Source organism: Clostridiales bacterium (genome assembly GCA_014799665.1).
Classification (GTDB): domain Bacteria; phylum Bacillota; class Clostridia; order Christensenellales; family Pumilibacteraceae; genus Anaerocaecibacter.
This window is the reverse complement of sequence record JAAVHP010000010.1, coordinates 47,321-71,624: the sequence shown is the minus strand read 5'-3', so window position 1 is coordinate 71,624 and position 24,304 is coordinate 47,321. Positions and strand designations below refer to the sequence as shown.

20 protein-coding genes and 1 pseudogene are annotated in these 24,304 nt (G+C 52.1%); 15 read left to right on the top strand and 6 right to left on the bottom strand.

Going from position 1 to position 24,304, the window contains the following annotated elements; genetic code table 11:
• The first annotated feature begins 94 nt into the window (after positions 1-94).
• The 8 genes and pseudogenes from HDT28_04605 (at position 95) to rnr (ending at position 10,917) form a co-directional block, all read left to right on the top strand.
• The gene (locus tag HDT28_04605) at positions 95-931 is read left to right on the top strand and encodes a hypothetical protein (protein MBD5131856.1); all 837 of its coding nucleotides are present in this window, start codon (positions 95-97) and stop codon (positions 929-931) included.
• A gap of 525 nt (positions 932-1,456) precedes the next feature.
• Positions 1,457-1,582 (top strand): annotated as a pseudogene (locus HDT28_04600) (energy transducer TonB).
• A 1,548-nt stretch (positions 1,583-3,130) separates the two neighbouring features.
• Positions 3,131-3,382, top strand: coding sequence for a hypothetical protein (locus HDT28_04595; protein ID MBD5131855.1), 252 nt, complete (start codon positions 3,131-3,133; stop codon positions 3,380-3,382).
• 110 nt (positions 3,383-3,492) lie between these two features.
• The gene (locus tag HDT28_04590; GenBank protein ID MBD5131854.1) at positions 3,493-4,482 is read left to right on the top strand and encodes an ABC transporter substrate-binding protein; all 990 of its coding nucleotides are present in this window, start codon (positions 3,493-3,495) and stop codon (positions 4,480-4,482) included.
• Positions 4,482-5,249, top strand: a complete 768-nt coding sequence (locus HDT28_04585; protein MBD5131853.1) for an ABC transporter permease subunit — start codon at positions 4,482-4,484, stop codon at positions 5,247-5,249. The genes HDT28_04590 and HDT28_04585 overlap by 1 nt, the downstream gene beginning before the upstream one ends.
• A gap of 116 nt (positions 5,250-5,365) precedes the next feature.
• Positions 5,366-8,284, top strand: coding sequence for an HAD-IC family P-type ATPase (locus HDT28_04580; GenBank protein MBD5131852.1), 2,919 nt, complete (start codon positions 5,366-5,368; stop codon positions 8,282-8,284).
• A 259-nt stretch (positions 8,285-8,543) separates the two neighbouring features.
• Positions 8,544-8,840 (top strand): preprotein translocase subunit SecG, encoded by a 297-nt coding sequence (gene secG, locus HDT28_04575; protein MBD5131851.1) that lies wholly within the window; start codon positions 8,544-8,546, stop codon positions 8,838-8,840.
• Between the two features lie 94 nt (positions 8,841-8,934).
• Entirely contained in the window at positions 8,935-10,917 is a 1,983-nt protein-coding gene (gene rnr, locus HDT28_04570; GenBank protein ID MBD5131850.1) for a ribonuclease R, read from the top strand.
• A gap of 12 nt (positions 10,918-10,929) precedes the next feature.
• Here the strand turns inward: rnr and HDT28_04565 are convergent, their stop codons facing one another.
• Positions 10,930-12,258, bottom strand: a complete 1,329-nt coding sequence (locus HDT28_04565) for an ATP-binding protein (GenBank protein ID MBD5131849.1) — start codon at positions 12,256-12,258, stop codon at positions 10,930-10,932.
• A 257-nt stretch (positions 12,259-12,515) separates the two neighbouring features.
• Between HDT28_04565 and ychF the strand changes: the two genes are divergently transcribed.
• Positions 12,516-13,607: a redox-regulated ATPase YchF gene (ychF, locus tag HDT28_04560; protein ID MBD5131848.1), complete on the top strand. Its 1,092-nt coding sequence runs from the start codon at positions 12,516-12,518 to the stop codon at positions 13,605-13,607.
• 35 nt (positions 13,608-13,642) lie between these two features.
• Positions 13,643-15,292 (top strand): arginine--tRNA ligase, encoded by a 1,650-nt coding sequence (gene argS, locus HDT28_04555; GenBank protein MBD5131847.1) that lies wholly within the window; start codon positions 13,643-13,645, stop codon positions 15,290-15,292.
• Between the two features lie 68 nt (positions 15,293-15,360).
• Here the strand turns inward: argS and HDT28_04550 are convergent, their stop codons facing one another.
• A complete protein-coding gene (locus HDT28_04550) occupies positions 15,361-15,546 on the bottom strand; it encodes a hypothetical protein (GenBank protein ID MBD5131846.1) in 186 nt (61 codons plus the stop codon).
• Positions 15,547-15,736: 190 nt separating this feature from the next.
• Here HDT28_04550 and HDT28_04545 point away from each other — a divergent pair, with 190 nt between their 5' ends.
• From HDT28_04545 to HDT28_04530, 4 genes are all read left to right on the top strand, one after another.
• On the top strand, positions 15,737-16,081 hold the full coding sequence (locus HDT28_04545) for a winged helix-turn-helix transcriptional regulator (GenBank protein MBD5131845.1): 345 nt from the start codon (positions 15,737-15,739) through the stop codon (positions 16,079-16,081).
• A 32-nt stretch (positions 16,082-16,113) separates the two neighbouring features.
• A complete protein-coding gene (locus tag HDT28_04540; protein MBD5131844.1) occupies positions 16,114-16,830 on the top strand; it encodes a uracil-DNA glycosylase in 717 nt (238 codons plus the stop codon).
• A 258-nt stretch (positions 16,831-17,088) separates the two neighbouring features.
• On the top strand, positions 17,089-18,456 hold the full coding sequence (locus tag HDT28_04535; protein ID MBD5131843.1) for a hypothetical protein: 1,368 nt from the start codon (positions 17,089-17,091) through the stop codon (positions 18,454-18,456).
• On the top strand, positions 18,446-19,561 hold the full coding sequence (locus HDT28_04530) for a hypothetical protein (GenBank protein ID MBD5131842.1): 1,116 nt from the start codon (positions 18,446-18,448) through the stop codon (positions 19,559-19,561). The genes HDT28_04535 and HDT28_04530 overlap by 11 nt, the downstream gene beginning before the upstream one ends.
• Positions 19,562-19,625: 64 nt before the next feature.
• Here HDT28_04530 and HDT28_04525 read toward each other — a convergent pair whose 3' ends face one another.
• The 4 genes from HDT28_04525 to HDT28_04510 all read right to left on the bottom strand — a co-directional run bounded on the left by HDT28_04525 (position 19,626) and on the right by HDT28_04510 (position 23,640).
• Positions 19,626-19,847, bottom strand: coding sequence for an acyl carrier protein (locus HDT28_04525; protein MBD5131841.1), 222 nt, complete (start codon positions 19,845-19,847; stop codon positions 19,626-19,628).
• 57 nt (positions 19,848-19,904) lie between these two features.
• A complete protein-coding gene (gene leuB / locus HDT28_04520; GenBank protein ID MBD5131840.1) occupies positions 19,905-20,978 on the bottom strand; it encodes a 3-isopropylmalate dehydrogenase in 1,074 nt (357 codons plus the stop codon).
• 262 nt (positions 20,979-21,240) lie between these two features.
• Positions 21,241-22,899: a dihydroxy-acid dehydratase gene (locus HDT28_04515; GenBank protein ID MBD5131839.1), complete on the bottom strand. Its 1,659-nt coding sequence runs from the start codon at positions 22,897-22,899 to the stop codon at positions 21,241-21,243.
• A gap of 417 nt (positions 22,900-23,316) precedes the next feature.
• Positions 23,317-23,640 (bottom strand): hypothetical protein, encoded by a 324-nt coding sequence (locus HDT28_04510; protein ID MBD5131838.1) that lies wholly within the window; start codon positions 23,638-23,640, stop codon positions 23,317-23,319.
• Positions 23,641-23,799: 159 nt separating this feature from the next.
• Between HDT28_04510 and HDT28_04505 the strand changes: the two genes are divergently transcribed.
• Positions 23,800-24,291, top strand: coding sequence for a PaaI family thioesterase (locus tag HDT28_04505; GenBank protein ID MBD5131837.1), 492 nt, complete (start codon positions 23,800-23,802; stop codon positions 24,289-24,291).
• The last annotated feature ends 13 nt before the right edge of the window (positions 24,292-24,304 follow it).

Sequence of the window (24,304 nt, the reverse complement as noted above, 5' to 3'; positions counted from 1 at the left end):
ACACTCCCGTCGCCGCCTCGCCAACTGTTGCCCGTCTGACGCGCGACTGAGCTTTCGGGGAACTGTCCGATTTAAAGGAGAGAATTGTAATACCATGAAAATCAAGTTTTTGGGTACAGCCGCCGCAGAGGGCGTTCCCGCGGTGTTTTGCAATTGCAAGACCTGTCGGCATGCCAAGGAGACGGGCGGCAAGAATATACGGACGCGCAGTCAGATACTGATCGACGACGACACGCTCTTCGATTTCCCGATGGATACGTATATGCATATGCTCACGTATCGATTCGATCTATCCAAAATCAAGCGCGTGCTTATAACCCATGCGCACATGGACCACTGCTATCCGCAGGAGTTCTGTATGCACGGTGGGCCGTTCGCGCACGACATGACCGAGCAAAACATTAAGGTGTTTTGCAACCAAACCGTTCACGACATGTTCATGTCCGATATTAAGCGCGAGGTTCGTCCCGAAGTAGAACAAACGATTTCAGTAAATACGTTGCGCCCATTCGATGAGGTCGTAGACGGCGATATGCGCATTATCGCGCTGCCCGCGTCGCACACGAAAGGCGAGCAGTGCTTGGTCTATTATTTGGAGCGGAACGGTGTAGGAATATTGCTCATGAACGACACAGGCCCGCTCGAATTCGAGGTGTTCGAGCGTTTGTATGGTATGAGCGCGCGAGTCGATTTGGCGGCTCTCGATTGCACCTACGGCGCGATAGAGCACGGCGCGGGTCGACACATGGGGCTTTACGATATAAATAACCAAGTAAAACTGATAAGACAAGCGCGGCTTTTTAAAGAGAACTCGACAGTGATCGCAACGCACCTTTCGCACAATACCGATCTCGATTTCGACGGAATAAAAGCGCTCGCCGATCCGCTCGGAATTACCGTCGCTTACGACGGCATGGAAGTCGAACTGTAATAAGCCGATAAACGGCCAGAAAAACGCGAACATTTCTTTGAAAAAATTTTTATAAAATTCTTGATTTGTATTTTCGCGTATGATATAATATGTAAAGACATTATTGTTTTAATCAATTACTTGGAGGAAATGATGGCAAGTAAAAAGACCACCGAGCAGACTCGCGCAGAGGCTGCCGAAGCGCTCAAAAAAGCTGCCGAGCTCATAGCGTCGCTCAATAACCAGCTTGATGAGTCTGCACCCGCCGAGGAAGCTGCGCCTGCGGAAAAGAAACCCGCGGCGAAGAAGCCTGCGGCTAAATCGACAACGGCTAAAAAGCCCGCGTCGACGGCTAAGAAGACGACTTCTACGGCAAAGAAGCCCGCGACCAAATCTTCTTCTACCGGTAGCAAGTCGACAGCTTCTAAGTCCTCGACGGCGGCTAAAAAGCCCGCCGCAAAAAAGCCTGTTCAGAAGAAAGAACCGGTAAAAGCCGAGGAGCCCAAAGAGGAAGCGGTCGAAGAGCCTACGGTTACCGAGACGGTCGAGCCTACGCCTGAACCTGTCAAGGAAGAACCGAAGCCCGTTGCCGAGCCCGCTCCCGAGCCTGTTAAAGAGCCCGAACCCGTTAAGGAAGAACCCGCACCGGAACCGGTTAAGGAACCAGAACCTGTCGTAACACCCGCGGAAGAACCCAAAACGGAAGAACCTGCGGCTGTCTCGTCGACTACTACTACGGTAACGACGACCACCAAGACCAAAAAGACTACGGCTATCGCGGCGAAGTCCAACGACTTTATCAATAATAAAGGCAAGCTCCCGCTGTTTATAATAGCCAACATCCTGCTTTTTGTCAGCGGTTTGGCGCTTCTCATTTCGGCGTTCGACATTACGACCGGCACGGTCAACGGCAAGAACACCTCGGAATGGTACAGCGTATTCGGGTATCTCGGCAAGAGCGCCGAAGTCAAAGGCTACCTCACCGGCATGGCTGGTAATTGGGTAGGCGGCGGTTACGCCATAATGGGCTTCCTCATGTTCATAGCCTTCCTTGTTCCGATTGCGCTCGTAGTTAAAAACCTCATACTGTTCTTTGTTAAGAAAAATAAAAACGTTCACGCGCTTGACGCTGTTGTATCGTTCGCATTCATGCTTGCGTATCTTGCTTTCACCGGTTTGTTCGGTGCTAACGTAAGCGCAGGTCAGGGCATTGCGTTCGTTATCTCGATAATACTTCTTGCGTTTACTATTTTCGTAACGGTTATTCAGAGCCACGGCAGATTCCCTTGGTACTCGATAGTCAATATCGTACTCATTCTTATAGCCGTTCTGCTCATTACAAACTCGGCTGTGTATACAACGGCAAAAGGCGGTTCCATTTATGCCGCTAACGCCGCGGCAAATTCGGGCGGCTCGGGCTTCGCGTTCTTCCTGCTTATAATAACGCTCGCCGCACTTGTCTTGTTTGTGCTGATGCAGCTCGTCCGCATTCCCAAGATCGGCGGTATCTTCGATATCATCATCCCCGCAGTTGCCGGCGGTTGCTCGCTCGTTGCGATCATATCTATGGCGGGTGGCATGCCTAAGGGCGACAGCATGGGCGGCGGATTTATATTCGGCATCATCTTCACGCTTCTGCTTGCCATCGTCAATATTCTGTTCACTGTCATTCCCGTGCTCAATAAGCACAAGGTCAAGATCATAGACAGAACGGCGAAAGTCGCGGCTCAGCCCGCGCCCGCCGAGACCGAAGCGGTTGCGACCGAGGAAACTACCGTTGTTACGACTACTACAACGACCACGACCGTGGGCGGCGAAACGACCTCGACCGAGACATCGTCGACCGAAACCACTGCGGCGCCTACCGATAAAATCACTTGCCGCGCGTGCGGAAAAGAGAACGGCGTCGACGAAACGTACTGCTGCTATTGCGGCAACAAGCTTAAATAATTAAAGATCAATAAATAAAAAACGGCTGTATCGTGAGTTTCGGTACAGCCGTTTTTAATAAATGGAACAATGGTTTTTAGTATATCTGTATTTACTTGACATTTATAAATGTGCGGAGTATAATATACTCGTCTAAATCGAAAGGGTGCGCCTGACGGTAAAGACGGTTTTTATTTCACTGCATACGCCGTACCCGATAAAAGGTTAGGCGGTTGCAACTGTCCGAGTTTAATATGTTTTTTTGCGCACCCTAATAAGAGGTGCGTTTTTATGTGCGAACAAAACAGAATAGCCGTGCTAGGTATAATCGTATCGGACGTGCAAGCTGTGGAAAGCGTAAACCGTGTTCTTCACGACGCGGGCAAATACGTGCTTGGACGGCTGGGCTTGCCTATACGTGATAGGGGTATAAATGCTATCACGCTCGTGCTCGACGCGCCCGTTAATGCCGTCAATGCTTTAACGGGCAAGCTCGGCGCGATAAACGGCGTCAGCGCAAAGGCAATGTTTGGAAAAGAATAGTGCATAAGGCACCAGACATTGGGTACGGGAAAGGATAAAACTACCACGTAGTGGTCAACTCCTGTACCTTGACCTCTAATCCCTAAAACTAACTTTAAAGGAGATATATTATGAAAATCAAAAAGCTTTTATGTTTGGTCACTGCGGCGACGTTCGCGCTTCCGCTTGCCGCGTGCGGTAATGAAGAAACGGGCGAGACGGTGCATATCTATATGCCCGACGGCGCGCCCGCGATCGCGCTCGCTTCGCTCATGGATGCGGGGTACTCTCGTGCCGAGTTCACTGTCGTAAACGCCGAAACGATTGGGCAAAGGGTATCGACGGGTGCGGCGGACATGGCGATCATGCCTATCAACGCCGCGGCTACGCTGTACAACAAGGGCGTGGATATTCAGATCCTTACCGTGAACACGCACGGCAATCTTTATATAATAGGCGACGGCGACGGTGACGAGTTCGAGCTCGGCGATCTCGTAGGTAAAAAGCTCGGCTCGATAGGGCAAAACGCCGTTCCCGAATACACTTTACGTATTCTCCTCGATAATCTTAAAATCGACTACGAGGTTTCCGAAACTGCTGTATCCGGCAAGGTCGCTATCCGCTATGCCAAAGACGGCAGCGCGCTTTTGCCCATGATCAACAAGGGCGAAGTCGACTACGCGCTTATCGCCGAGCCTGCGGCGACCAACGCCATGAACAAGTTTAACAAAAAGCTTCTTTGCGATATGCAAGAACAATGGCAGGAGCTGTTTGAGAGCGATTATCCGCAGGCCTGTCTTGTGGCGAAAAAATCGTTCATAGAGAGCGACGGAGACTACGTAGAGGACTTTATCAAAACGCTCGAAAAGAACGACGGTTGGGCGGCCGCTCATCCCGACGAAACGGTCGAGGCGATCAAGGCGCACATGGAAGAGGGGACTGATCCGTCGCTTGCTTCGCTCAATGCGACAATAATTAAGAATTGTAATATTAAGACGGTGCGCGCCGAGGACTGCATAGAGGATTGCCGCGCGTACTTCCGTTTGCTTACCTCGCTTAATACAGATATCGGCACGGTGCTCGCGGAGCTTCCCGACGACGATATTTATTATAAAGGATAATGTCCAAGTCGGCAAAAAAAATTGCCTATAATATCGTCTACGCCGTTTGCGTAATCGGTATATCGCTTGCAGTGTGGTCGATCGCCGCGCTTGCTATCGGATCGGAGTTCGTACTGCCCAACGTAGAGCAAACATTCGTCGCGCTCAAAGGCGTTCTTAAAATGAGCGTTTTTTGGCGTGCGTTAGGCGGAACGCTCGCGCGCAGTGCGATCGGGTTCGGGATATCGCTTGTGCTGTTCGGCGTAACATTCTTTTTCGCTACTGCGTTCGAACCGTTCAGGCGTATAATCGAGCCGATAATATCCGCGCTAAGGGCAATGCCCGCCGTGGCGATCACGCTTGTGCTGGCGATAGTGCTGGGCGGGTACGGAACGCCCATAGTCATGGGAGTGCTCGTAATCATGCCGATAATGTACTCAGCGGCGCGGGCGCGCACTTCGTCGGTCCAGCGCGAGCTAAAAGAGATTTGCAGGCTGAACGGCGCGGGTAAGCTTCAAACATTCAAAGCGTTATGGTTTCCGTGCCTTGCGGGCGGACTTCCCGAAAGCATGGCTACAAGCTTCTCTTACAATATAAAAGCGGTGATCGGCGCGGAAGTGCTTGCGCAGACCTCCAAAAGCCTGGGTATGCTGATGAAACAGGCGCAGGCGTATTTTGAAACCGCCATGCTCATAGCGTTCGTGCTTGCGGCGGTCGTCGTTGCCGTAATATTCGAGTTCGCTATAAAGTGGATGCTTTCGCTCGTATTCCGTAAATACGTAGATTGAATTTAATAGAACACAATTAAAAGACCGTCGCTTCCCAGCGGCGGTTTTTCGTTTTATAGTTTGTATTTTTGCGATTAAAGCTTGATTTTGTTGTATATAGGTGATATAATGTGAATATGCAAGACAAGATCAAAAAGACAAATAGTCCCAAGACGACGCCTAAAACGACCTCGCCTAAGACGGTAGCGCCGACGACGACGCCCAAAACGACTTCGCCGAAGACAACGGCGCCCAAGACCACCACGCCAAAAACGACTTCGCCCAAGACTACGACGACGCCTAAGACCGTTTCGCCGACGAAGTCGCGCACGGCGACCAAGACGATAGAGCCTGCCGAGGAGACCGAGGTTCGGGCGGAGGTCACGTCTACCGTTGAGCTGCCCAAAACGAACACGCCGTCCAAAAAGAAGACGGTCGCGCACGAACGCGCCACTACTCGCATTATAACCAAGGACGCCGAGTACAATACCACGAAAGGGTATTCGATGAGCACTATCGACCCGTCGGTCATAGACAGCTCGGTATTCGATGATGACGACGGCGTGGTTACCGAAGAACCGACTGCGGGGTATTACCACAAGTCGATGACTATTGATAATACCATGCTTTCGCACGAGGCTGTCAAGAGCCGCAAGCGTTCGGGCAAGCGGCGCAAGCAAAAGACGGTCGATCTTACGGTCGCCGAGCGTTACAACCCCGATCCCGAACGCGGCTTGTCCAACGAGGTCGTTGCCGCGCGTATCGAGCAGGGCTACGATAATTTCGTCAAGAAGAAATCGGGCAAAAGCTATCTTTCGATTTTCCTCAGCAATATATTTACGTTCTTTAATATTTTGACGTTTATAGTCGCGGCGGCGCTTATCATAGTCGGCGCGGGCTTTACTCAGCTTTTCTTTATAGTTATTATTACCGCTAACGTTCTGTTGGGTATATTCCAAGAAGTGCGGTCCAAGATGAAGCTCGACAAGCTGTCGCTCGTGTCCGCGCCGAGCGCGGTCGTCATTCGCGAGGGCGAGCGGACTGTCATACCCACATCCGACGTTGTGCTCGACGATATTATTTGCTTCGAAATGGGTAAGCAGATCTGCACCGACTCCATCGTCGTCAAGGGCGAGTGCGAGGTGAACGAATCGATGCTTACGGGCGAGAGCGAGCCCGTTAAAAAGCACGTAGGCGATATGCTGTACAGCGGTTCGTTTATAAGCAGTGGTTCGGTCGTGGCGCGCGTTGAAAAGGTCGGCTCCGCCAACTACGTGGAAACGCTCACCTCCCACGCCAAAAAGTATAAAAAGCCCAAGAGCGAGCTCATGAACTCTATTAAGCTCGTTATCAAAGTTTTGTCGCCGTTTATTATCGCTATCGGCGCGCTCATGGTCTGGACGAACTACCGCAATATCGTGCCCGCGGGTCTGACCGCTACCGCCGCCGACTGGAACAAGATCGTTACGAGCGCAGCGGGCTCGGTCATAGGCATGATTCCGTCGGGTATGTTCCTTTTGACTACGCTCGCGCTGTCAGCGTCGGTTATACGGCTTGCGCGCAAGCAAACGCTCGTTCAAGACTTGTACTGTATAGAAATGCTCGCGCGCGTCGACGTGCTGTGCCTCGATAAGACGGGCACTATCACCGACGGCTCGATGCAGGTCAATAACGTTATCGAGATCAAAGGTCACGAGAGCGCGCACTCTATCGGCGATATTATCGGGTCGATGCTCACCGCGACGGGCGATAACAACCAGACCGCGCTCGCGCTCGCCAATAAGTTCGGGTACAGCAAGGCGCTCAATCCTACCGCCGTTCTCCCGTTCTCGTCGAGCCGCAAGCTGTCCGCGGTTTCGTTCGAAAACGAGGGCACATATATGCTCGGCGCCCCTGAGTTCGTGCTCAAAGACATGGGCGTGCGTATCGAAAAGATAATCAACGAGAATGCGTCCAACGGCTACCGCGTAATGGTGCTCGCGCATTCGCCCGCGGAGATAGTGGGCGAAAAGCTTCCCGCCGTGCGCCGTCCCGTGTGCTTGCTTATCATCGAGGACCATATCCGCGAGGACGCTATCGAGACCATTAAATGGTTCAAGGAAAACAACGTTGCCGTTAAAGTCATTTCGGGCGACAACCCGATTACGGTCAGCGAGGTCGCCAAGCGCGTGGGCGTAGAGAACGCCGAGCTGTACGTTTCGCTCGAAGGCTTCTCCGATCAGGACGTTATCGAAGCGGCGAACAAGTACACCGTTTTCGGCAGGGTAACGCCCGATCAGAAACGCTTGCTCGTGCGCTCCATTAAGTCCAAGGCGCACACGGTCGCCATGACGGGCGACGGCGTGAACGACATCCTCGCCATGCGCGAAGCCGATTGCTCGGTCGCCATGGCGTCGGGCGCGGAAGCGGCAACCAACGTAAGCCACTTGGTGCTGCAAAACAATGACTTCTCGTCCATGCCCGACGTCGTTATGGAAGGGCGGCGCGTGGTCAATAACATTCAGGCTTCGTCGGCAATGTTCCTCATGAAAACGTTCATGTCGATCGTGCTGTCTATTATCTTCCTCGCCATGCAGCAGCCGTACCCGCTGTCGACGAACAATCTCGTTCCGCTCGAAATCTGCATTATCGGCGTTCCGTCGTTCTTCCTCGCGCTACAAGCGAACAAGAATATCATACGCGGTAAGTTCCTATCCAACGTTATCTCGCGCGCAGTGCCGGGCGGCGTGGCGCTCGTGCTCGGCGTTATGAGTATGTACGTGCTCAATACGCAAATGCCCATGCCTGCCGAGGAAGTTACCTGCATGATGGTCATTGCGCTCACGTGCGTGGGTATGATGGTGCTGTTCCGTCAGTGCGAGCCGTTTAACGCGTTCCGTACGGTGCTCATGCTCGGCGTGATCGCGCTGACCGCGTTCTTTATGTACATAATGCCCGATATCGGGCTTGCCCCGATCGGGTTCACGCAAATTTGCTTTGTGTCCACCGTCGTGCTTGCAGGCTACTTCGTCGTGACTATACTCACTAAAATTCTAAGCTCGATTAAGTTGAAATAGTGGAGATTGTTTGACGCCAAGACGCTAGGAATAATAGAGTGGCGTAATGATATTAATAACGTTACGAATCTAATTGGGTGTACTGAAATAATACCGCCTAAGTAAACACACAACAATAACTTTTCTTTGTATACTTTCTTTTATTCAAAAGAAAGTATGGGAAAATGCTTGATTTTGGTTTAATGGCGTGATATAATATATCAGTTATCAATTAGATAAATGCGTTTCCGTCGTATAGGTGGGGCGCGTAGAGGTGAATATGTCGTTCTCGCTTTTATCAGTAGCGGGTTGGGTCGTAGACTCGTTCCCGATCATCAGGATCGTTATGATCGCGCTCATGGTGCTTGTCGCGATCGGACTTATTATAGTCATCATGTTCCAGCCATCGTCCTCGTCCGGTATGGGCGCGTTGACAGGTCAGCGCGACACTTTCTATTCCAAAGATAAATCAAAGTCACTCGAATCGGTGATGAAGAAGATAACGATTATCCTCGGCGTGATCGAGGTTGTGCTCGCTATCCTGTTCTTCGTGTCACTGGTTATCTACCGTGGTTAATAAAACCTTCGAGGGGCTTGTAAAAGCCCCGTTTTTATTGCAATTTTTGGGAATAATCGAAATGAGAATTTCGGCAGGATATTTTTAGGTTATAATGAAAAACAATAGAAATCATTACAAACACAATAAACATTACGGCGGCGGGCACGCAAAGCGTGAAAGCAATTACTTCGATACTCGCGTTCCCGCGGTCGAGGGCGTTCTCGATTGCAAAGGCGATCGATTCGGGTTTTTGCGCGACGACAAGACCAAGGGCGACGTGTTCATTTCCAATACGAACCTTTGCGGCGCGCGGCACGGCGATACCGTTCGCGCCATAATAATAGGCGACAGACCCGCGCGCGAGGGCGGTAGGCGGCGCGAAGGTCGGGTCATAAGTATAATCGAGCGCAACCCGCTGAATATCGTCGCAACGGTGGTTTACCGCAATAATCTGTTCTGCGCCGTGCCCGACGATAAGCATTACGGCGATAGCCTGGAAATCGTTTCGCTTAACGGCGCGAGCGAGCACGACAAAGTGATCATTGAGATCATGCCGTCGGCGCGCGGCGACGTAGCGGGCGTATTGGCGGTGCTCGGCAGGTTCGACGAGATCGGCATGGATGTTAAGAGCGTTATAGTGTCGCACAACCTGCGCACCGAGTTTCCGCGCGACGTTATCGACCAAGCCGAAGCGTACCCCGATATTATCGACGCGGACGAGGCGAGCAAACCGTACCGCCGCGATTTTCGCGATAAAATTATCTTTACGATCGACGGCAGCGACAGCAAGGATTTCGACGACGCTGTGTCGATAGACAAGCTCGATAACGGTTATCGGCTGGGCGTATATATAGCCGACGTCTCCGAGTGCGTTACCGAGCGTTCGCCGCTCGACCGCGAAGCGTTACAGCGCGGAACGAGCGTATACCTTGCAGACCGCGTTATTCCCATGCTGCCCGAAAAGCTGTCCAACGGCTTGTGCTCGCTCAACGAGGGTGTGGACAGGCTGGTGCTTGCCGCCATAATCGATTTCGACGAGCACGGCAATCGCACGGACGCGCAGATATGCGAGGGTGTTATTCGCTCGTCGGCGCGCTTGACCTATACGGGCGTACAAGCTATGCTCGATGGTGATACCGATTTGCGTGCGCGGTACGAGCGCGTAGTGCCGTCGCTCGAACTCATGAAAGAGCTCGCGCAAAAACGTATAGCGATACGCGAAAAGCGCGGCTCGATAGAGTTCGACCTTACCGAAACGCAAATCGTTTTCGACAGCGTGGGGCACGTAGTGGATATAGCCAAAAAAACGCGGCTGATGAGTATGCAAATAATAGAAGAATTCATGATTGCCGCTAACTGTGCCGTCGCCGAAAAGTTTAGCAAAATGCAGGACGGCAAGCTCCCGTTCGTGTACCGCGTGCATGAAAAACCGTCGCCCGAAAAGATCGGCGCGCTTAACGAATACCTCGAAGCGGTGGGTGCGAACCTTCGTTGTCCGCTTTGTCCCGAGCCTATACAGGTCGCTAAATTGCTCGATTGTGTTCCAGAGGAGATATCGGCGGCGGTATCCAAGGTCACGCTCCGCGCCATGCAGAAAGCCGATTACCAGCCCGAAAATAAAGGTCACTTCGGGCTTGCCGAAAAGTTCTATTGCCATTTCACTTCGCCCATACGCCGTTATCCTGATCTTGCGATACACCGCATAATCAAAGCGGTATTGCGCGGCGGTGCGAAGAATGCGGTAAAGTACAAGGACTTCGTGGTGAGTGCGTCCATGCGCAGCAGCAAAGCCGAGCGCACCGCGCAGGACTGCGAGCGCAAGGTCGACGATTACAAAAAAGCCGAATATATGTCGCACCATATCGGCGAGAAATATTCGGGGATAATAAGCTCGGTCACCGATTTCGGGTTCTTCGTCGAGCTCGAAAACTCCGCCGAGGGTCTTGTGCGCATGGGCGCGCTTCCGCCCGCGGCGTCGTTCGATCCCAAGCGTATGTGCATTTCGTGCGGTAGGGCATTATTCTGTTTAGGCGATAGAGTGAATATTATAGTTGATAAGGTCGAGGGCGATCGCGTAGACTTTTTATTGGCTTAAAGTATTGTTTAGTTATCCGAGCGCGATTTGCATAAGCTTGTCGGCGTAGTCCGCCATAAATAAAGGTATGTTTAGAATATTGCCGTCGAGTGAGAGATTTTTCAGCGAGAACCGCACTGCGAGCGGCGTTTGTTCGCCGTACAGCTTGATATAGTTTTTAAGGCTCGTTGATTTGATATTGGCGCTTGATTTGACCTCGACGGGGATAATCGTGTTTTCGTACTGTATAATGAAATCTACCTCGTTGGTCGTGTTCGCCCAATAGCGAGGGAAAGTTTCGAATTTCCGTTCTAGGGTTTGCAAAATAAAGTTTTCGGCGAGCGCGCCCTTAAACTCGACGAACGCGTCGTTTTGCTCAAAAAACGTGTTTGTCGACAGTCTTGCGTGCTTACGCAGTAGTCCTACGTCGTTCATATAAATCTTAAATGCTGAAAGATCCTCGTACGCCGATAGCGGCAACCCGGGTTTACTTATGCGGTAAACCTTTTTCGCTATATCGGCGTCGCAAATCCAGTTAAGCGCATTTTCGTATTCGCGTGCGCGCGCGCCTTCCTTTGCCGCGCTGTATAAAAACTTCTTGTTTGCGCGTGCAAGCTGGGATGGCAGAGAGTTCCATATATACCGAATTTTGGGCACGTCGGTCTTGTCGGCGTGTTTACCGAAATCGTTCTCGTACGACATTAATATATTGGATAGCGTTTTGTCGGCGAGCTCTATGTCGCCGAATTCCGTCCATGTGGAAACGACCTCGGGCATACCGCCGATCGTCAAATACATATAGAGCTTCTCGACAAGCGGGTTAAAAAACATATTCGGGATCTGCTCGATCGTGTCTATGGAATCAAGATAATCCAAGAGATTCCTATCGCCGTTTGCCAAAAGAAACTCGAAAAAAGTCATCGGACCGAGTTCTAAGAAATCGACCTTGCCGACGGGAAAGCCTTGTGCAAGCGTTATACCCAAAAGCGAGCCCGCGCTTGCAATAGGATATTGCGGGGCGTTCTCGCAGAAATATTTAAGCGAATTAAGCGCCGCGCCGCAGCACTGTATTTCGTCTAATATAATTAGTGTGTTTGTCGTTATTGTTTTACCGCTAGCGAGCGAAAGATTGGATAATATACGGTTGACGTCCTTGGTCGTTTCGAACAGTTGGTTGAGTTCGGGCTGTTTTTCGAAATTGAAATAAGCAAAACCGTCCATAAAACTATTACCAAAACTTGTGAGCGCCCACGTTTTGCCGACCTGGCGGGCACCCTTTAATATAAGCGGTTTTCGCTTCTGACCTAATTTCCATTGCGTTAATTTTCTGGATATCTCCCTAAACATGGTCCGCCTCCCGATTATGTGATTTATATTATAAAGTTTATCATGTTTTGTGAGGGAAATCAAGCATAATTTAAAATAATGCGAGAAAAATCACATAATTTATTAAAATAATGCGAGAAAAATCACATTATTTGATAAAATTATGTGATATAGAGTTTAATGAGTCCCAAAGAGCAACATTTCTTTACTTACTTTCTTTTATTCAAAAGAAAGTAAGTTGACATATTTTCCTGTATATGGTAAAATATAATCATTAATTTTTTGGAGCTGATATGAAGATAGGTGTTGTAGGACTGCCCAACGTAGGCAAGAGCACGCTGTTCAATGCGATAACCGAGGCGGGCGCGGAGTGCGCGAACTATCCGTTCTGCACGATCGAGCCGAACGTGGGCGTTGTAGCCGTTCCCGACGAGCGGCTTGCCGTTCTCGAAAAAATGTATAACAGCAAGCGCGTAGTGCCTGCGGTTATCGAGTTTGTGGACATAGCGGGGCTTGTCAAGGGCGCGAGCCACGGCGAGGGCTTGGGCAACAAGTTCCTGTCGCACATCCGCGAATGCGACGCGATAATCGAGGTCGTGCGGTGCTTCGACGACGAGAACATAATCAACGTTTCGGACACGGTCGATCCCGTTCGCGACGCGGAAACCATCAATACCGAGCTCATGCTCGCCGATCTCGAAAGCATAGAAAAGCGCAAAGCTAAGTTCGAAAAAACGGTCAAGAGTGGCGACCCGAAAGCTGCGGAAGCGCTCAACCTTCTTAAACGCATGGAAGAATGCATCAACGCGGGCAAGTCGCTTAGGTCGATGAATCTCGACTTGGAAACGCTCAGCACGGTCGACGGGCAGTTCCTGCTGTCGACCAAGCCGATCATATACTGCGCAAACATATCCGAGGACGATATAGGCGCGAGCAAGAACAAGTACGTAGACGCCGTGCGCGAGTACGCCAAAGCGGACGGCGCGGCGGTTATAGATATTTGCGCAAGGGTGGAGAACGAGATCTCGCAATTGCCCAAGGAAGAACGCGCCGAATACCTTGACGCGCTCGGTCTTAAATCGTCGGGGCTCGAACGCGTTATAACCTCGGGCTACGAGCTTTTGGGGCTTATGAGCTATCTCACGGCAGGCGAGAAGGAAGTCCGCGCATGGACGATAGAACGCGGCACGACCGCGCCCAAGGCAGCGGGCAAGATACACTCGGACTTCGAGCGCGGGTTCATTCGCGCCGAGATAGTCAACTACGACGACCTCGTTTCTTGCGGCTCGATCGCCGCGGTCAAAGCGGCGGGCAAGCTCAGAAGCGAAGGCAAGGACTATGTTATGCGCGACGGTGACGTGGTCGAGTTCAAGTTTAACGTTTAATATCACCGATTAACAATAAGTGAGCAAGTGTTCATATGTGCGATTATAAACAACAGATATATAATTCGGCGGCGAAGGTGCTTGACGGGCTCGATATAGCCGACGTTCAGGTCGCCGACGCGTTTTGCGACTACTGCATTCCGTGCTTTAAGTTCGCAAAGATTTTGCACAAAGCCCCCGCAATGATAGCTGCCGACGCGGCGACAAAGGTCAAGGTCGACGGCATGAAGGTGGAAGCGCTCAACGGCTATCTTAACTTCACGATAGAGCGCGAGGCGTTCGTTCAAAACGCGTTCAATGCCGCGCTCGGGGAAAGCAAGCCGCTTGCGGGTAAGACGATTTGTATAGACTACTCGTCGGTCAATATCGCCAAGCCCTTCCATATCGGGCACTTGATGACGACTGTCATAGGCGGCGCGCTCTATAATATTTACAAGGCGTGCGGCGCGAGCGTGGTCGGTATAAATCACCTCGGCGATTGGGGAACACAGTTCGGCAAGCTGATCTCGGCGTACCGCAAATGGGGCAGCGCGGAAAAGCTCGACGAGCGCGGACTGGACGAGCTACTCGAATTGTACGTTAAATTCCACAACGAGGAAGAAAAAGACGCAAGCCTGCATAACGAGGCGCTCGAATGGTCGAAGAAGATAGAAAGCGGCGACGAGTACGCGGTCGGGCTGTTCGAAAAGTTCAAGGCGATCACGCTCGAACAGGCGAAAAAGGTATATAAGCGGCTCAATATCGAGTTCGACAGCTACCTCGGCGAAAGCTTTTACGTGGACAAGGTGTCGGGCGTAGAGGAAAGGCTCAAAAGCAAAAACCTGCTCAAAATCAGCGAGGGCGCGGAAGTGGTCGAGCTCGGCGACGATATGCCGCCCGCGCTCGTTCGGCGCAGCGACGGCGCGTCGCTGTACATTGCGCGCGACCTTGCCGCGGCGTACTATCGGCATGAAAATTATAACTTCGATAAATGCTTATACGTAGTGGCGAGCCATCAGGCGCTGCACTTTAAACAGCTTTTCAAGGTGTTAGAGCTTGCCGGCGAGGACTTTGCGCAGAACATGGTCCACGTCAGCTACGGCATGGTGTCCGTCGAGGGCATGGCGCTCTCCACCCGCCACGGCAACATTTTGTATTTGAGCGACGTGCTCGATGCGGCGGTCGAAAAGGCGAGCGGCATTATCGCCGAGCGCAACCCCGATCTTAAAGACAAAGCGCAGGTCGCAGAAAGTGTGGGTGTGGGCGCGGTCGTGTTCGACGCGCTTTACGACGGTCGGCTTAAAGACAAGAATTTCTCGTTACAAGACGCGCTCAACTTCGACGGCGAGACCGGACCGTACGTTCAATATACGCACGCGCGCTGCCGCTCGGTGCTCGGTAAAGCCGAGTATAAAGCGGTCAAGCCCGATCATAAGCTGCTCACCGACGACGCGGCGTACGAGGTGGTAAAGCTCCTTGCCGACTTTAACGACGTCGTGCTGTCGGCGGCGGAAAAATACGAGCCGTCGATCGTGTCGCGCAGGCTCGTCAAGATCTGTCAGGCGTTTAACAGGTTCTACAACGCGGACAGAATCATGTGCGGCGGGGAAATGCAAAACGCTCGGCTGTTCCTTACAAGCCGAGTTGCGGATACGCTCAAATACGGGTTGAAGCTTTTGCTTTTGGACGCACCCGAAAAAATGTAAATCAATTAATAATTAAAAATTAAGGGCGGCTGTATCGAATGTTTCGGTATAGCCGTTCTTTTTATTCATTAAAAAGTAAAACCGTCGTCGCGGTCGCAGGAGCATACGTGGCGCGAGTTTTGCTGTGAAGAGGTGTTTTGCGAGCGCGAGTTCATGAGCAGGAACATGAGCACAAGCTGATTGATATTGCCGGTGCTACCGCCGTTTTCGAGCATGAGTATCATCATTAACAGATTGAAAATTTCGTCTTGCATGGCCGACCTCGCTTATACGGGTATCTAAATGCAATTTACCCGTAAAAATCAATTACAATAATATATGCGAAATATGCCGAAAAGTTTACCGTTTGACTGCTATAACTTTTCGACATTTTTCGTAGAGCTGCGCTCGATTACTTGAAATATCGCCGTTGACAATCGTTTTAATATATGTTATATTGTACATATGAACACAATGCTGTTGGATAGTTACACTGCGGATAAGGTCGAAAAAAGTATTCCGAGCGGCAACAGCTTGGGGCTTCTTGCGGCGTTTTTCGACGCGCTCTCGGACGTTACGCGGCTTAAAATAGTGTCCGCGCTGTCCGTGTCGCCTATGTGCGTGACCGATCTTTCTACGCTCACTGCGCTCAATCAAACGACTGTTTCGCATCAACTGCGCATACTGCGCACGGCTCATATCGTTGAGAGCGTGCGCCAAGGCAAGGTCATGTTTTACTCGCTCAGCGAGCGCGCGATCCCGCGGATCATGAACGCCGCCGTAAGCGCGGTCATGACGCCCAGCGAATAATTTTTACGAAATTTAAAGGGGAAAAACCGATAATGATAATCACCGAAAAATGGGACGAAATGCTCGCCGCCGAATACGATAAACCGTACTTCGCCGAGCTTATGGCCGCCGTAGACCGCGAATATTCGCGCTACGAGGTTTATCCGCCGCGCGATAAAATATACGCAGCGCTCAAACTCGTCGATTACGACGCAGTTCGCGTGGTCATTCTCGGTCAGGATCCCTACCACGGCGCGGGTCAGGCAAACGGTTTGGCGTTCGCCGTCAATAAGGGTGTGGACGCGCCGCCGTCGCTTGTCAATATATTTACAGAGATCAAATCCGACCTCGGCGTTGAGCCGCATAACGATACTTCGCTTATCGGTTGGGCGAACCAGGGCGTGTTGCTGCTCAATGCGTCGTTGACGGTGCGTGCGGGCGAGGCGCAGTCTCATTCGTCGCTCGGCTGGCAGTCGCTTACCGACGCGGTCATCTCCGCGCTAAACCTCAGAAAGAAGCCGATCGCGTATATCCTTTGGGGCATGAGTGCGCGCCAAAAAATGCCGCTCATAGACAATAGGAATTTTATAGTCACTTCGGCGCATCCCAGTCCGCTCTCCGCGTACCGCGGGTTCTTCGGCTCAAAGCCGTTCTCCAAGGTGAACGATTGGCTATCAAAGAACGGTATGCCGCCTGTGCATTGGCAGTGCACCGACCGTTACGAGCCCGCCGAGTATTATAAGTACGTGCATAGAATAAACAGAGCGTAGATTGAAGTAAGAAGTAATAGTGAAAAGTTAATAGGTAAAAGGTGAATAAGTAAATAGCGGTTGTGCCGAGGATATCGGCATAGCCGCTTTTATTTTGTGAGTTTCGTCGAAAAAGGCGAGTATTATAAATTTTCGACAAAGTGCGAAAACGGTATAATAGTCGTTGTTTTCGACAACAACGCGAAAAATTATAATACTAAGCGTATTCGACAAAGGTCGGTGTTGACAATTCGGTTTTATTGTTGTATAATAATCGGTATGAGTGATATTCAAGATAACAACGTTCTCGTGCCCGTAAGCGCGGACGACGAAAATAAAATCGTTCCGACGGACGGCGATATTAATTATTCGCCCGCAGAGACGGCGAGCAAGCTTCCCGAAGTAGCGCCCGAAGTGCGTACTATCGAAACGCCGCGCGATGACAGTATGCACGGCGGGTATGCGTCGGTCAATGGTAAGCCGGTACGCTATACCGAAAACCGAATGGTGTGGATAGTGCTCATCGTTATGTGCATTATGTGTATAGCCGTCGGGATATGCTCGGCGGTGATCACCGCGCACTTTATGCGCAAGGGCGAGACTCCGCCCGTTATCGACGTGAATGGCGAGGTCCAGCAAAATGTTTCGGCGGTGGTGTCGGCGCGCAAAAGCGGTATAGTCGAGGTATCGTGCGGCACTTCCAAGGGCAGCGGTATCGTTATGAAGCGCGTCGGCAGCGACGTGTATATTCTAACTAACGCGCATATGCTTGCAAACTACGTTTCTCTGCACCGTCTGCCCGCGGTGCGGTTCTACGGCGAGGATACTTTCTACGAGTCGACGGTCGTCGGCTACGACAGTCTTAACGACGTTGCGGTGCTGACTGTTTCGCACGACACGCAGTTTACCGTTTACGATCTCGAAGGCAGCGAGTATTTCTCGCCCGATATTAAGGTCGCAGAAGGCGATTACGTGGTGTCGATCGGTAACGCCATGGGTTTGGGCGTAGCCGTGTACGAAGGCGTTATTTCGCGCGAGTACGAGCTGTTGGAGTGCAATAACCTGTTTAACGAGGGTGGAAAGAAGTTTGTGCCCGTAATGCGCACGACGGCGGTCATCAACGCCGGTATGAGCGGCGGCGGTGTGTTCGATATGAGCGGCAAGCTCGTCGGACTCGGTACGTACCGCATGAGTAATTCAGTTGGCGTCGATGTGGACGGCGGCTCGGATACCGACGTTGAGAATACCGGATTCATTGTGCCTATGTCGGTGCTTTATCCTGTTTACAAGCGCATTATGGCTACCGCCAACGGCGGCGAGGCTTCGATGATCTCAGTGACCGCCAAGAGCGCAAGTAGCTCGGCTATCGGGTGGCTGGGGCTTCCGTTCGGGTTCAATTGCGAATACAGGAACGGCAAGCTCACCGTTGCATCGCTCGACCAAAACTCTCCCGCAAAAAATATTTCGGTTGGCGACGTTATCGAGAAGATAGGAGATTACACCGTTACGCCGAACATAAGCGATACTATCGGCGCGATCATAAGCTATCACCGCAGCGGTACGGGCAAAGCGCTAACGTTCACCGTGCGGCAGAGCGGTGGCGGAACGCAAACCGTTACTATTGAAAATACGTTTTATGCGATTTAACTTAAAGCAAATTTTATCGGTAGCGGTGGCAGTGTGTGCCCCCCTATCTTTTATAGGGTGCGGCGGCGGTTATGACACGCCCGATATTTCGCCGCACTTGATCGCTTCGCCGTCGGCTGCGCCCGTGCGCCCGATAGACGAAGCGGAAGGCGTGGCTTTGTCTGCTACTTCCGGCGCGCAGCTCACGACCGAGCAGTACCGCGCGCGCGTGGACGAACTGTATTCGGTGGTCGTGTACGACGGCAAGCGCCCGATCTTCGAAGACGACGATCCCGTAGCGGAGATATATGCTTCGGCGCGGGCGATACTCGATAAATACGTTTTGAACGAGTGGCACGCCGATCCAAACGGCGAGTACGAAATAGTTCACGTTATTCACGATTGGCTCGTGTGCAATATCGATTACGACTTTGAACTGTACGACATGTATTGGCAAGGCGACAGCGATCTGATGAACGATCCCGCGTTCTATATGGACGGCGTGTTTTTGGGCAAAAAAGCTGTATGCGACGGGCTGAGCCGCGCGTTTGATTTTCTGTGCGCTATCGAGGGGATAAGCTCGATACGCGTTACGGGCTCGTACGGCGCGGGTCCGCACGCTTGGAACAAGGTCAGGCTTGGCGGTGAGTGGTTTAACGTTGACGTGACGGCGGACAGCGCGTACTACATGGGCGCGGGCGGGCGGTACGATAAGCAATTGTCGCACGGGTATTTTTTGGTAAGCGATAAAACGCTCGGCGCGTTCTCGCCGAATGGACACGTGTTCGAGGCGCAGCCTTATATTGCCGAGCGCGATTACGATTATTATGCGACTTCGGGCGATAAGCTTGTTATAGGCGGCAAGGAATACTCGCGTGTTATTGAAAGCGCGGAGGAGCTTAACGAATTGTTCAAGGCGGTGAGCGCCGCGAAAGGCGAGATAGGTAAGTTAGAGGTCATGCTTGATTTTGACGGCAAGGCACAGGTCAACGCTGCCGATATGTACGCAACCGAGATACGCGCGGCATACGACAAGGTTAAAAACGCGGAGTTTAAAATCGACGGCAACTCTTTGCCGTATTTTAGGTATCCCAACGGTGTGTATTTGTTTTTGATATATAGGTAGAGAAAATTAAAAAGGATAAAAATTAACACAATTAAAAACGCCCCTCGGGGCGTTTTTAATTGTGTTATTCTTGTTCCATATAGTCGCAGAGATCGCCGACGGTCTTGACCTTTTCCATAGCGTCGTCGTCGAGCGTTTTGCCTGTCGCCGATTCAAGGTTGAACACAAGTTCCATGATAGCGAGCGAGTCGGCTTTAAGGTCGTCTGCGAACGAGGTGTCGCGGGTGATAGTCGCGGGATCGATTGCGAAGTATTCCGCAAGCTGTTGTTTGATTTGTTCGAACATTTTTTATTCTCCTTAATAGGTGTTTTTTATTTAATTGATAAAGTGGTGTGAAGTATACTATTCGTCAATAATTGCCAAAGCGATTTCCTCGGCGAGCTTGGAGCAGGACACGAACTTCTTGCCCTTGGCGATATCTCGCGTGCGTATGCCCCTGGAAAGAACGCGCTGCACCGCTTTATCGACAGCCGCAGCTTCCTTACCGAGCTCGAACGACATAGACAGCATCATTGCAACCGACAGTATCGCGCCGATCGGGTTTGCTATATTCTTGCCCGCTATATCGTGCGCCGCGCCGTGTACGGGTTCGTAAAGATTGATTCCCGCGCCCACGCCCGCGCTCGGCAGCATACCGATAGACCCAGACACCGCAGCGAACGCGCCCGCGAGTATCCCGCCGTAAACGTTAGAGGACAGCACCACGTCGTACTCGTCGGGATGGGTGAGCATCCGCCCCGTGCAGTCGCTTATGAGTAAACTTCTGGTCTTAACGTCGGGATACGACTTAGCCGTTTTCTCGACGGTAGCGCGCCACAGCTTGCCCGTTGTGAGCAGGTCGGCATGATCGACGCTTACAAGCTTCTTCTTACGCGCCGCGGCAAGCTCGAACGCGATCTTGGCAACGCGCTCGACCTCGCTTATCGAGTACACCTCGCTGTCGAACGCTTCTTGCCCGAACACGCCGTCACGGTAGCCGTGCTCGCCGTAGTACGTGCCGCCCGAGATTTCTCGAACGAGCATAATGTCGACGCCCTTTTTGAGCGTTGCGGGTTTGAGCGCGCTCGACGACGCGAGCGTTTCGTGGCTGACGATAGGGCAGAGCATTGCGAACAGTTTAAGCCCCGCGCGCAGTCCCAGCAGTCCGCGCTCGGGCCGCAGGTGCGGTTTGAGGTCGTCCCACTGCGCGCCGCCGACCGCGCCCAAAAGCACGGCGTCGGAGCTGTTGCATTCTTCGAGCGTTTCGTTAGGCAGCGGTACGCCCGTCTGGTCGATCGCCGCGCCGCCTATGGGCATGGACGTCATTTTGAAATCGTGTCCGTACTTTTGCCCGACTGCGCCGAGTACGGTCGCCGCTGCGTCGATTACTTCCGGACCTATGCCGTCGCCCGGCAATAGGGTTATCTTGAAGTTCATAAGACCTCCGGGGGAGATAGGAATAAAGATTAATTTAATAATGCCCTCATCCGTCACTCGTTTCGCTCGTGCCACCTTCCCCAATTAGGAAAGGCGAGAATAAGGATAAGTTAGACATTTTGCTTTTACGATTGGAATTACAGAGTGGCGTGGAGTAATTTATAACGACACGAATCTATTCGGGTGTAACAACCAACGAACCACCTAAGCAAACACACGACAGCAAAAATTTCTTGCCTACTTCTTTTTAAAGAAGTAGGAACTAGAATTTCTTTTTGAGCACGCAGCCGTTCGCGGCGGAAGTGGTGAGATAGCGATATCTGAGCAGCCAGCCGCCGATACTGTCGTCCTTGGGACGAAGCTTTTTGGCGCGCGCTTGAAGCTCCTTTGCCGGCACGTCGAGCGCGATACGCCCCGCGCCGAGATCGATCTTAACGCTGTCGCCGTCCTTGACGAGCGCGATCTTGCCGCCCTCGGCAGCTTCCGGCGCAACGTGCCCGACCGCAATGCACCGCGTAGCCACGGGCAGCCGTCCATCGGTAACGAGCGCAACGTCCGACTGCAAGCCCGCGCCGATAAGCGCGGAAATAACGGACTGCATTTCGCGCATTCCGGGCGCGCCCATAGGTCCCTCGTAGCGCACGACTATAACGTCGCCTTTCTTTATCTTGCCCGAGCCGACAGCCGCAACGGCGTCCTCCTCGCAGTTAAAGCACTTGGCTTTGCCCACGAACGCATTGGGCTTGGTTTCGAAATTGTACTTGGCGACCGCGCCGTCCTCGGCAAGATTGCCTTTCACGACGGTAACAAGCGCGGCAGGCGAGTACGGATCGTCTATCTTGTGAATGACCTCGGTATCGAGCACGTGCGCGTGGTCGTAGCCGTCGGCAAGCGCATTGCCCTCGACGGTGTGCGCCGAGCCGTCTATGATCTTAGCTTTTGCGAGTTCGTGAAGCACAGCCATGACCCCACCTGCGGTATACAGATCCTCGATCAGCTTGTCGCCGTTCGGCGCGAGCTTGACGAGTACGGGCGTCTTAGCCGCGATCGCAGCCACGCCGTCGAGATCGAGCGATACGCCGCACTCGGCGGCAACCGCGAGAATATGCAGAATAATATCGGTCGACGCGCCGATCGCAAAACACAAAGTCAGCGCGTTGGATATGGCGCGCTTTGTCAGTATCATCTTGGGCGTGATCGCGTCGCGCACAAGCTCGCACACGGTAAGACCCGTGCGCTTGGCAAGCCTTATGCGCTCGCTGTGCGTTGCGGGCACCGTGCCGTTGCCTATAAGCGCAAGCCCCGCCGCTTCGAGCGCGCAGGCGAGCGCGTTAGCGGTCGAAAGCCCGCTGTAACTGCCATAGCTCGGGCAGGCGAAGTTTTCGAGCGCGGTCAGCTCGTCGATATTGACGCTGCCGTCCTTGACCTTGCCGACGCCGCTTATAACGTCCGACAGCCCGACGGCTTTGCCGTTGACTCTGCCGCTGTTCTGCGCTCCGCCCGTCAGGAATATGGCGGGGATATTGACGCGCATTGCGCCCATGAGCATACCCGCCGTTGTCATATCGCTGTTCGATACGAACACCGCCGCGTCGAACGCGTGCGCGGTAAGCAGCGTTTCCACACTGTCGGCTACGAGCTCGCGCGAGGGCAGGCTGTAACGCATACCGCCCGTGCCCGCGGTAAGCCCGTCGCAAACGCCCGATACCGGCATGACTACGGGCGTGCAGCCTCCTGCGTAGATACCCGCCTTGACGGCGTCGGTGAGGGCGTAGAGCCTATCGGTTGCGGGGTCGATACCCGACTGCGCAGACACGACGGCAACGATAGGTTTTTTGAGTTCGTTGTCGGTCAAGCCCAACGCCTTGAACAGTGCGCGCTGCGGCGCTTTTTCCATAGTAGAACAAAGTTCCTGTGACATAGCTACTTCCTTTTGTTTGTTACCCGATGCCAACCCCGATTGAACACATTTTTAGAGGCAAATCGTGACTTATACTGCGTCACCGCCCTTGTATAGCCGAAATAAGGCTTATACTGCGGGCGTTTCCTTGTCTAAGCCTACGATTTGCATTCTAAAAATGCTCGCTTTTGCGGTAGCTCGTTTCGAGCTATTTGTCGACTTATCGAGCGAAGTCGTAGCCTATGTGCTACTTCGAGCGAGATAAGGCGGAAAAGAGCCAAAACGAGCACCTCAAAAGTATCCTATCGAGGGTTGACATCGGGTACTCATAATATTGTACCACAACCCCGCGAGATTGTCAATTTTTATTGATAAAAAAAGGGCGCAAACACTAAGTTTGCACCCGATTTTGCCCTGTTTTTTGGGTTCTAAGCCAGTTTACAGTATGAGCGGTATGCCGTTGGCGACGAAATACTCCTGCACCACCGGGACCTGCACCGCTATCGCCGACGCGATAAGGAACAGCGCGATAACGAGGAATAACAGTTTGAGTATGAGGTTGTTCGTCCAGCCGCACGCGTTGTACAGCACGACCAGGAATATCAGGCACAGCACGATCGTGCGTATGATGTCGATCGCCTGTATCGCCGTTGCCGGTACGTCGGTATAGACCATTGCCCACTTGATCGCTATGATCACTGCGTACAGTAACAGTATGATGATCGATAAGAATTGGTCGATTTTTCTTTCCTTGCTTGACATGGGTTCCTCCAAACGATTTTATGGTTTTATTATAGTACGCGATTATTAGATTAGGATATTATATTGATTAGAATTTGATTAGAATTAGAGTGAAGCGATTTTGCATTTGACAATATTTCTCGGCGGGTATATAATATTGAAAAACAAGAGGATGAGAATATGAAAGTAGTATCTAAGCAAAACAATTCGCATATGTGCCTTATTTGCGGTATGAACAACGAGGCGGGCGTTCGCGGTCAGTTCTATAATATGGAAGACGGCTCGTGCGGCGGACTGTTCACTTTCCGTCCCGAACACCAGAGCTATCCCGGTCGCGTCCACGGCGGTATGTTAGCTACCATGATCGACGAGCTCGCGGGCAGAGTTTTGTGGGTGGACGAGCCGACCAAGATTGGCGTGACTATGGATATAGCGGTCAAGTACCACAAGCCCGTGCCGTACGATACGCCGCTCAAAGGCAGGGGATACTACACCAAAAAGCTTTCGCGCGCGTACTCTGCGCACTGCGATATTTTCGATATGGACGGCAACCTGCTTGCCGAGGGTGACGCGAAATACCTCGTGCTTCCCGCCGAGAAAATAACCGACGCGAGTATCGACGAGGAGCTCGATATCTACGTTCCCGACGAAATCAAAGAGATAGAGTTTTGACCAATTAACAATT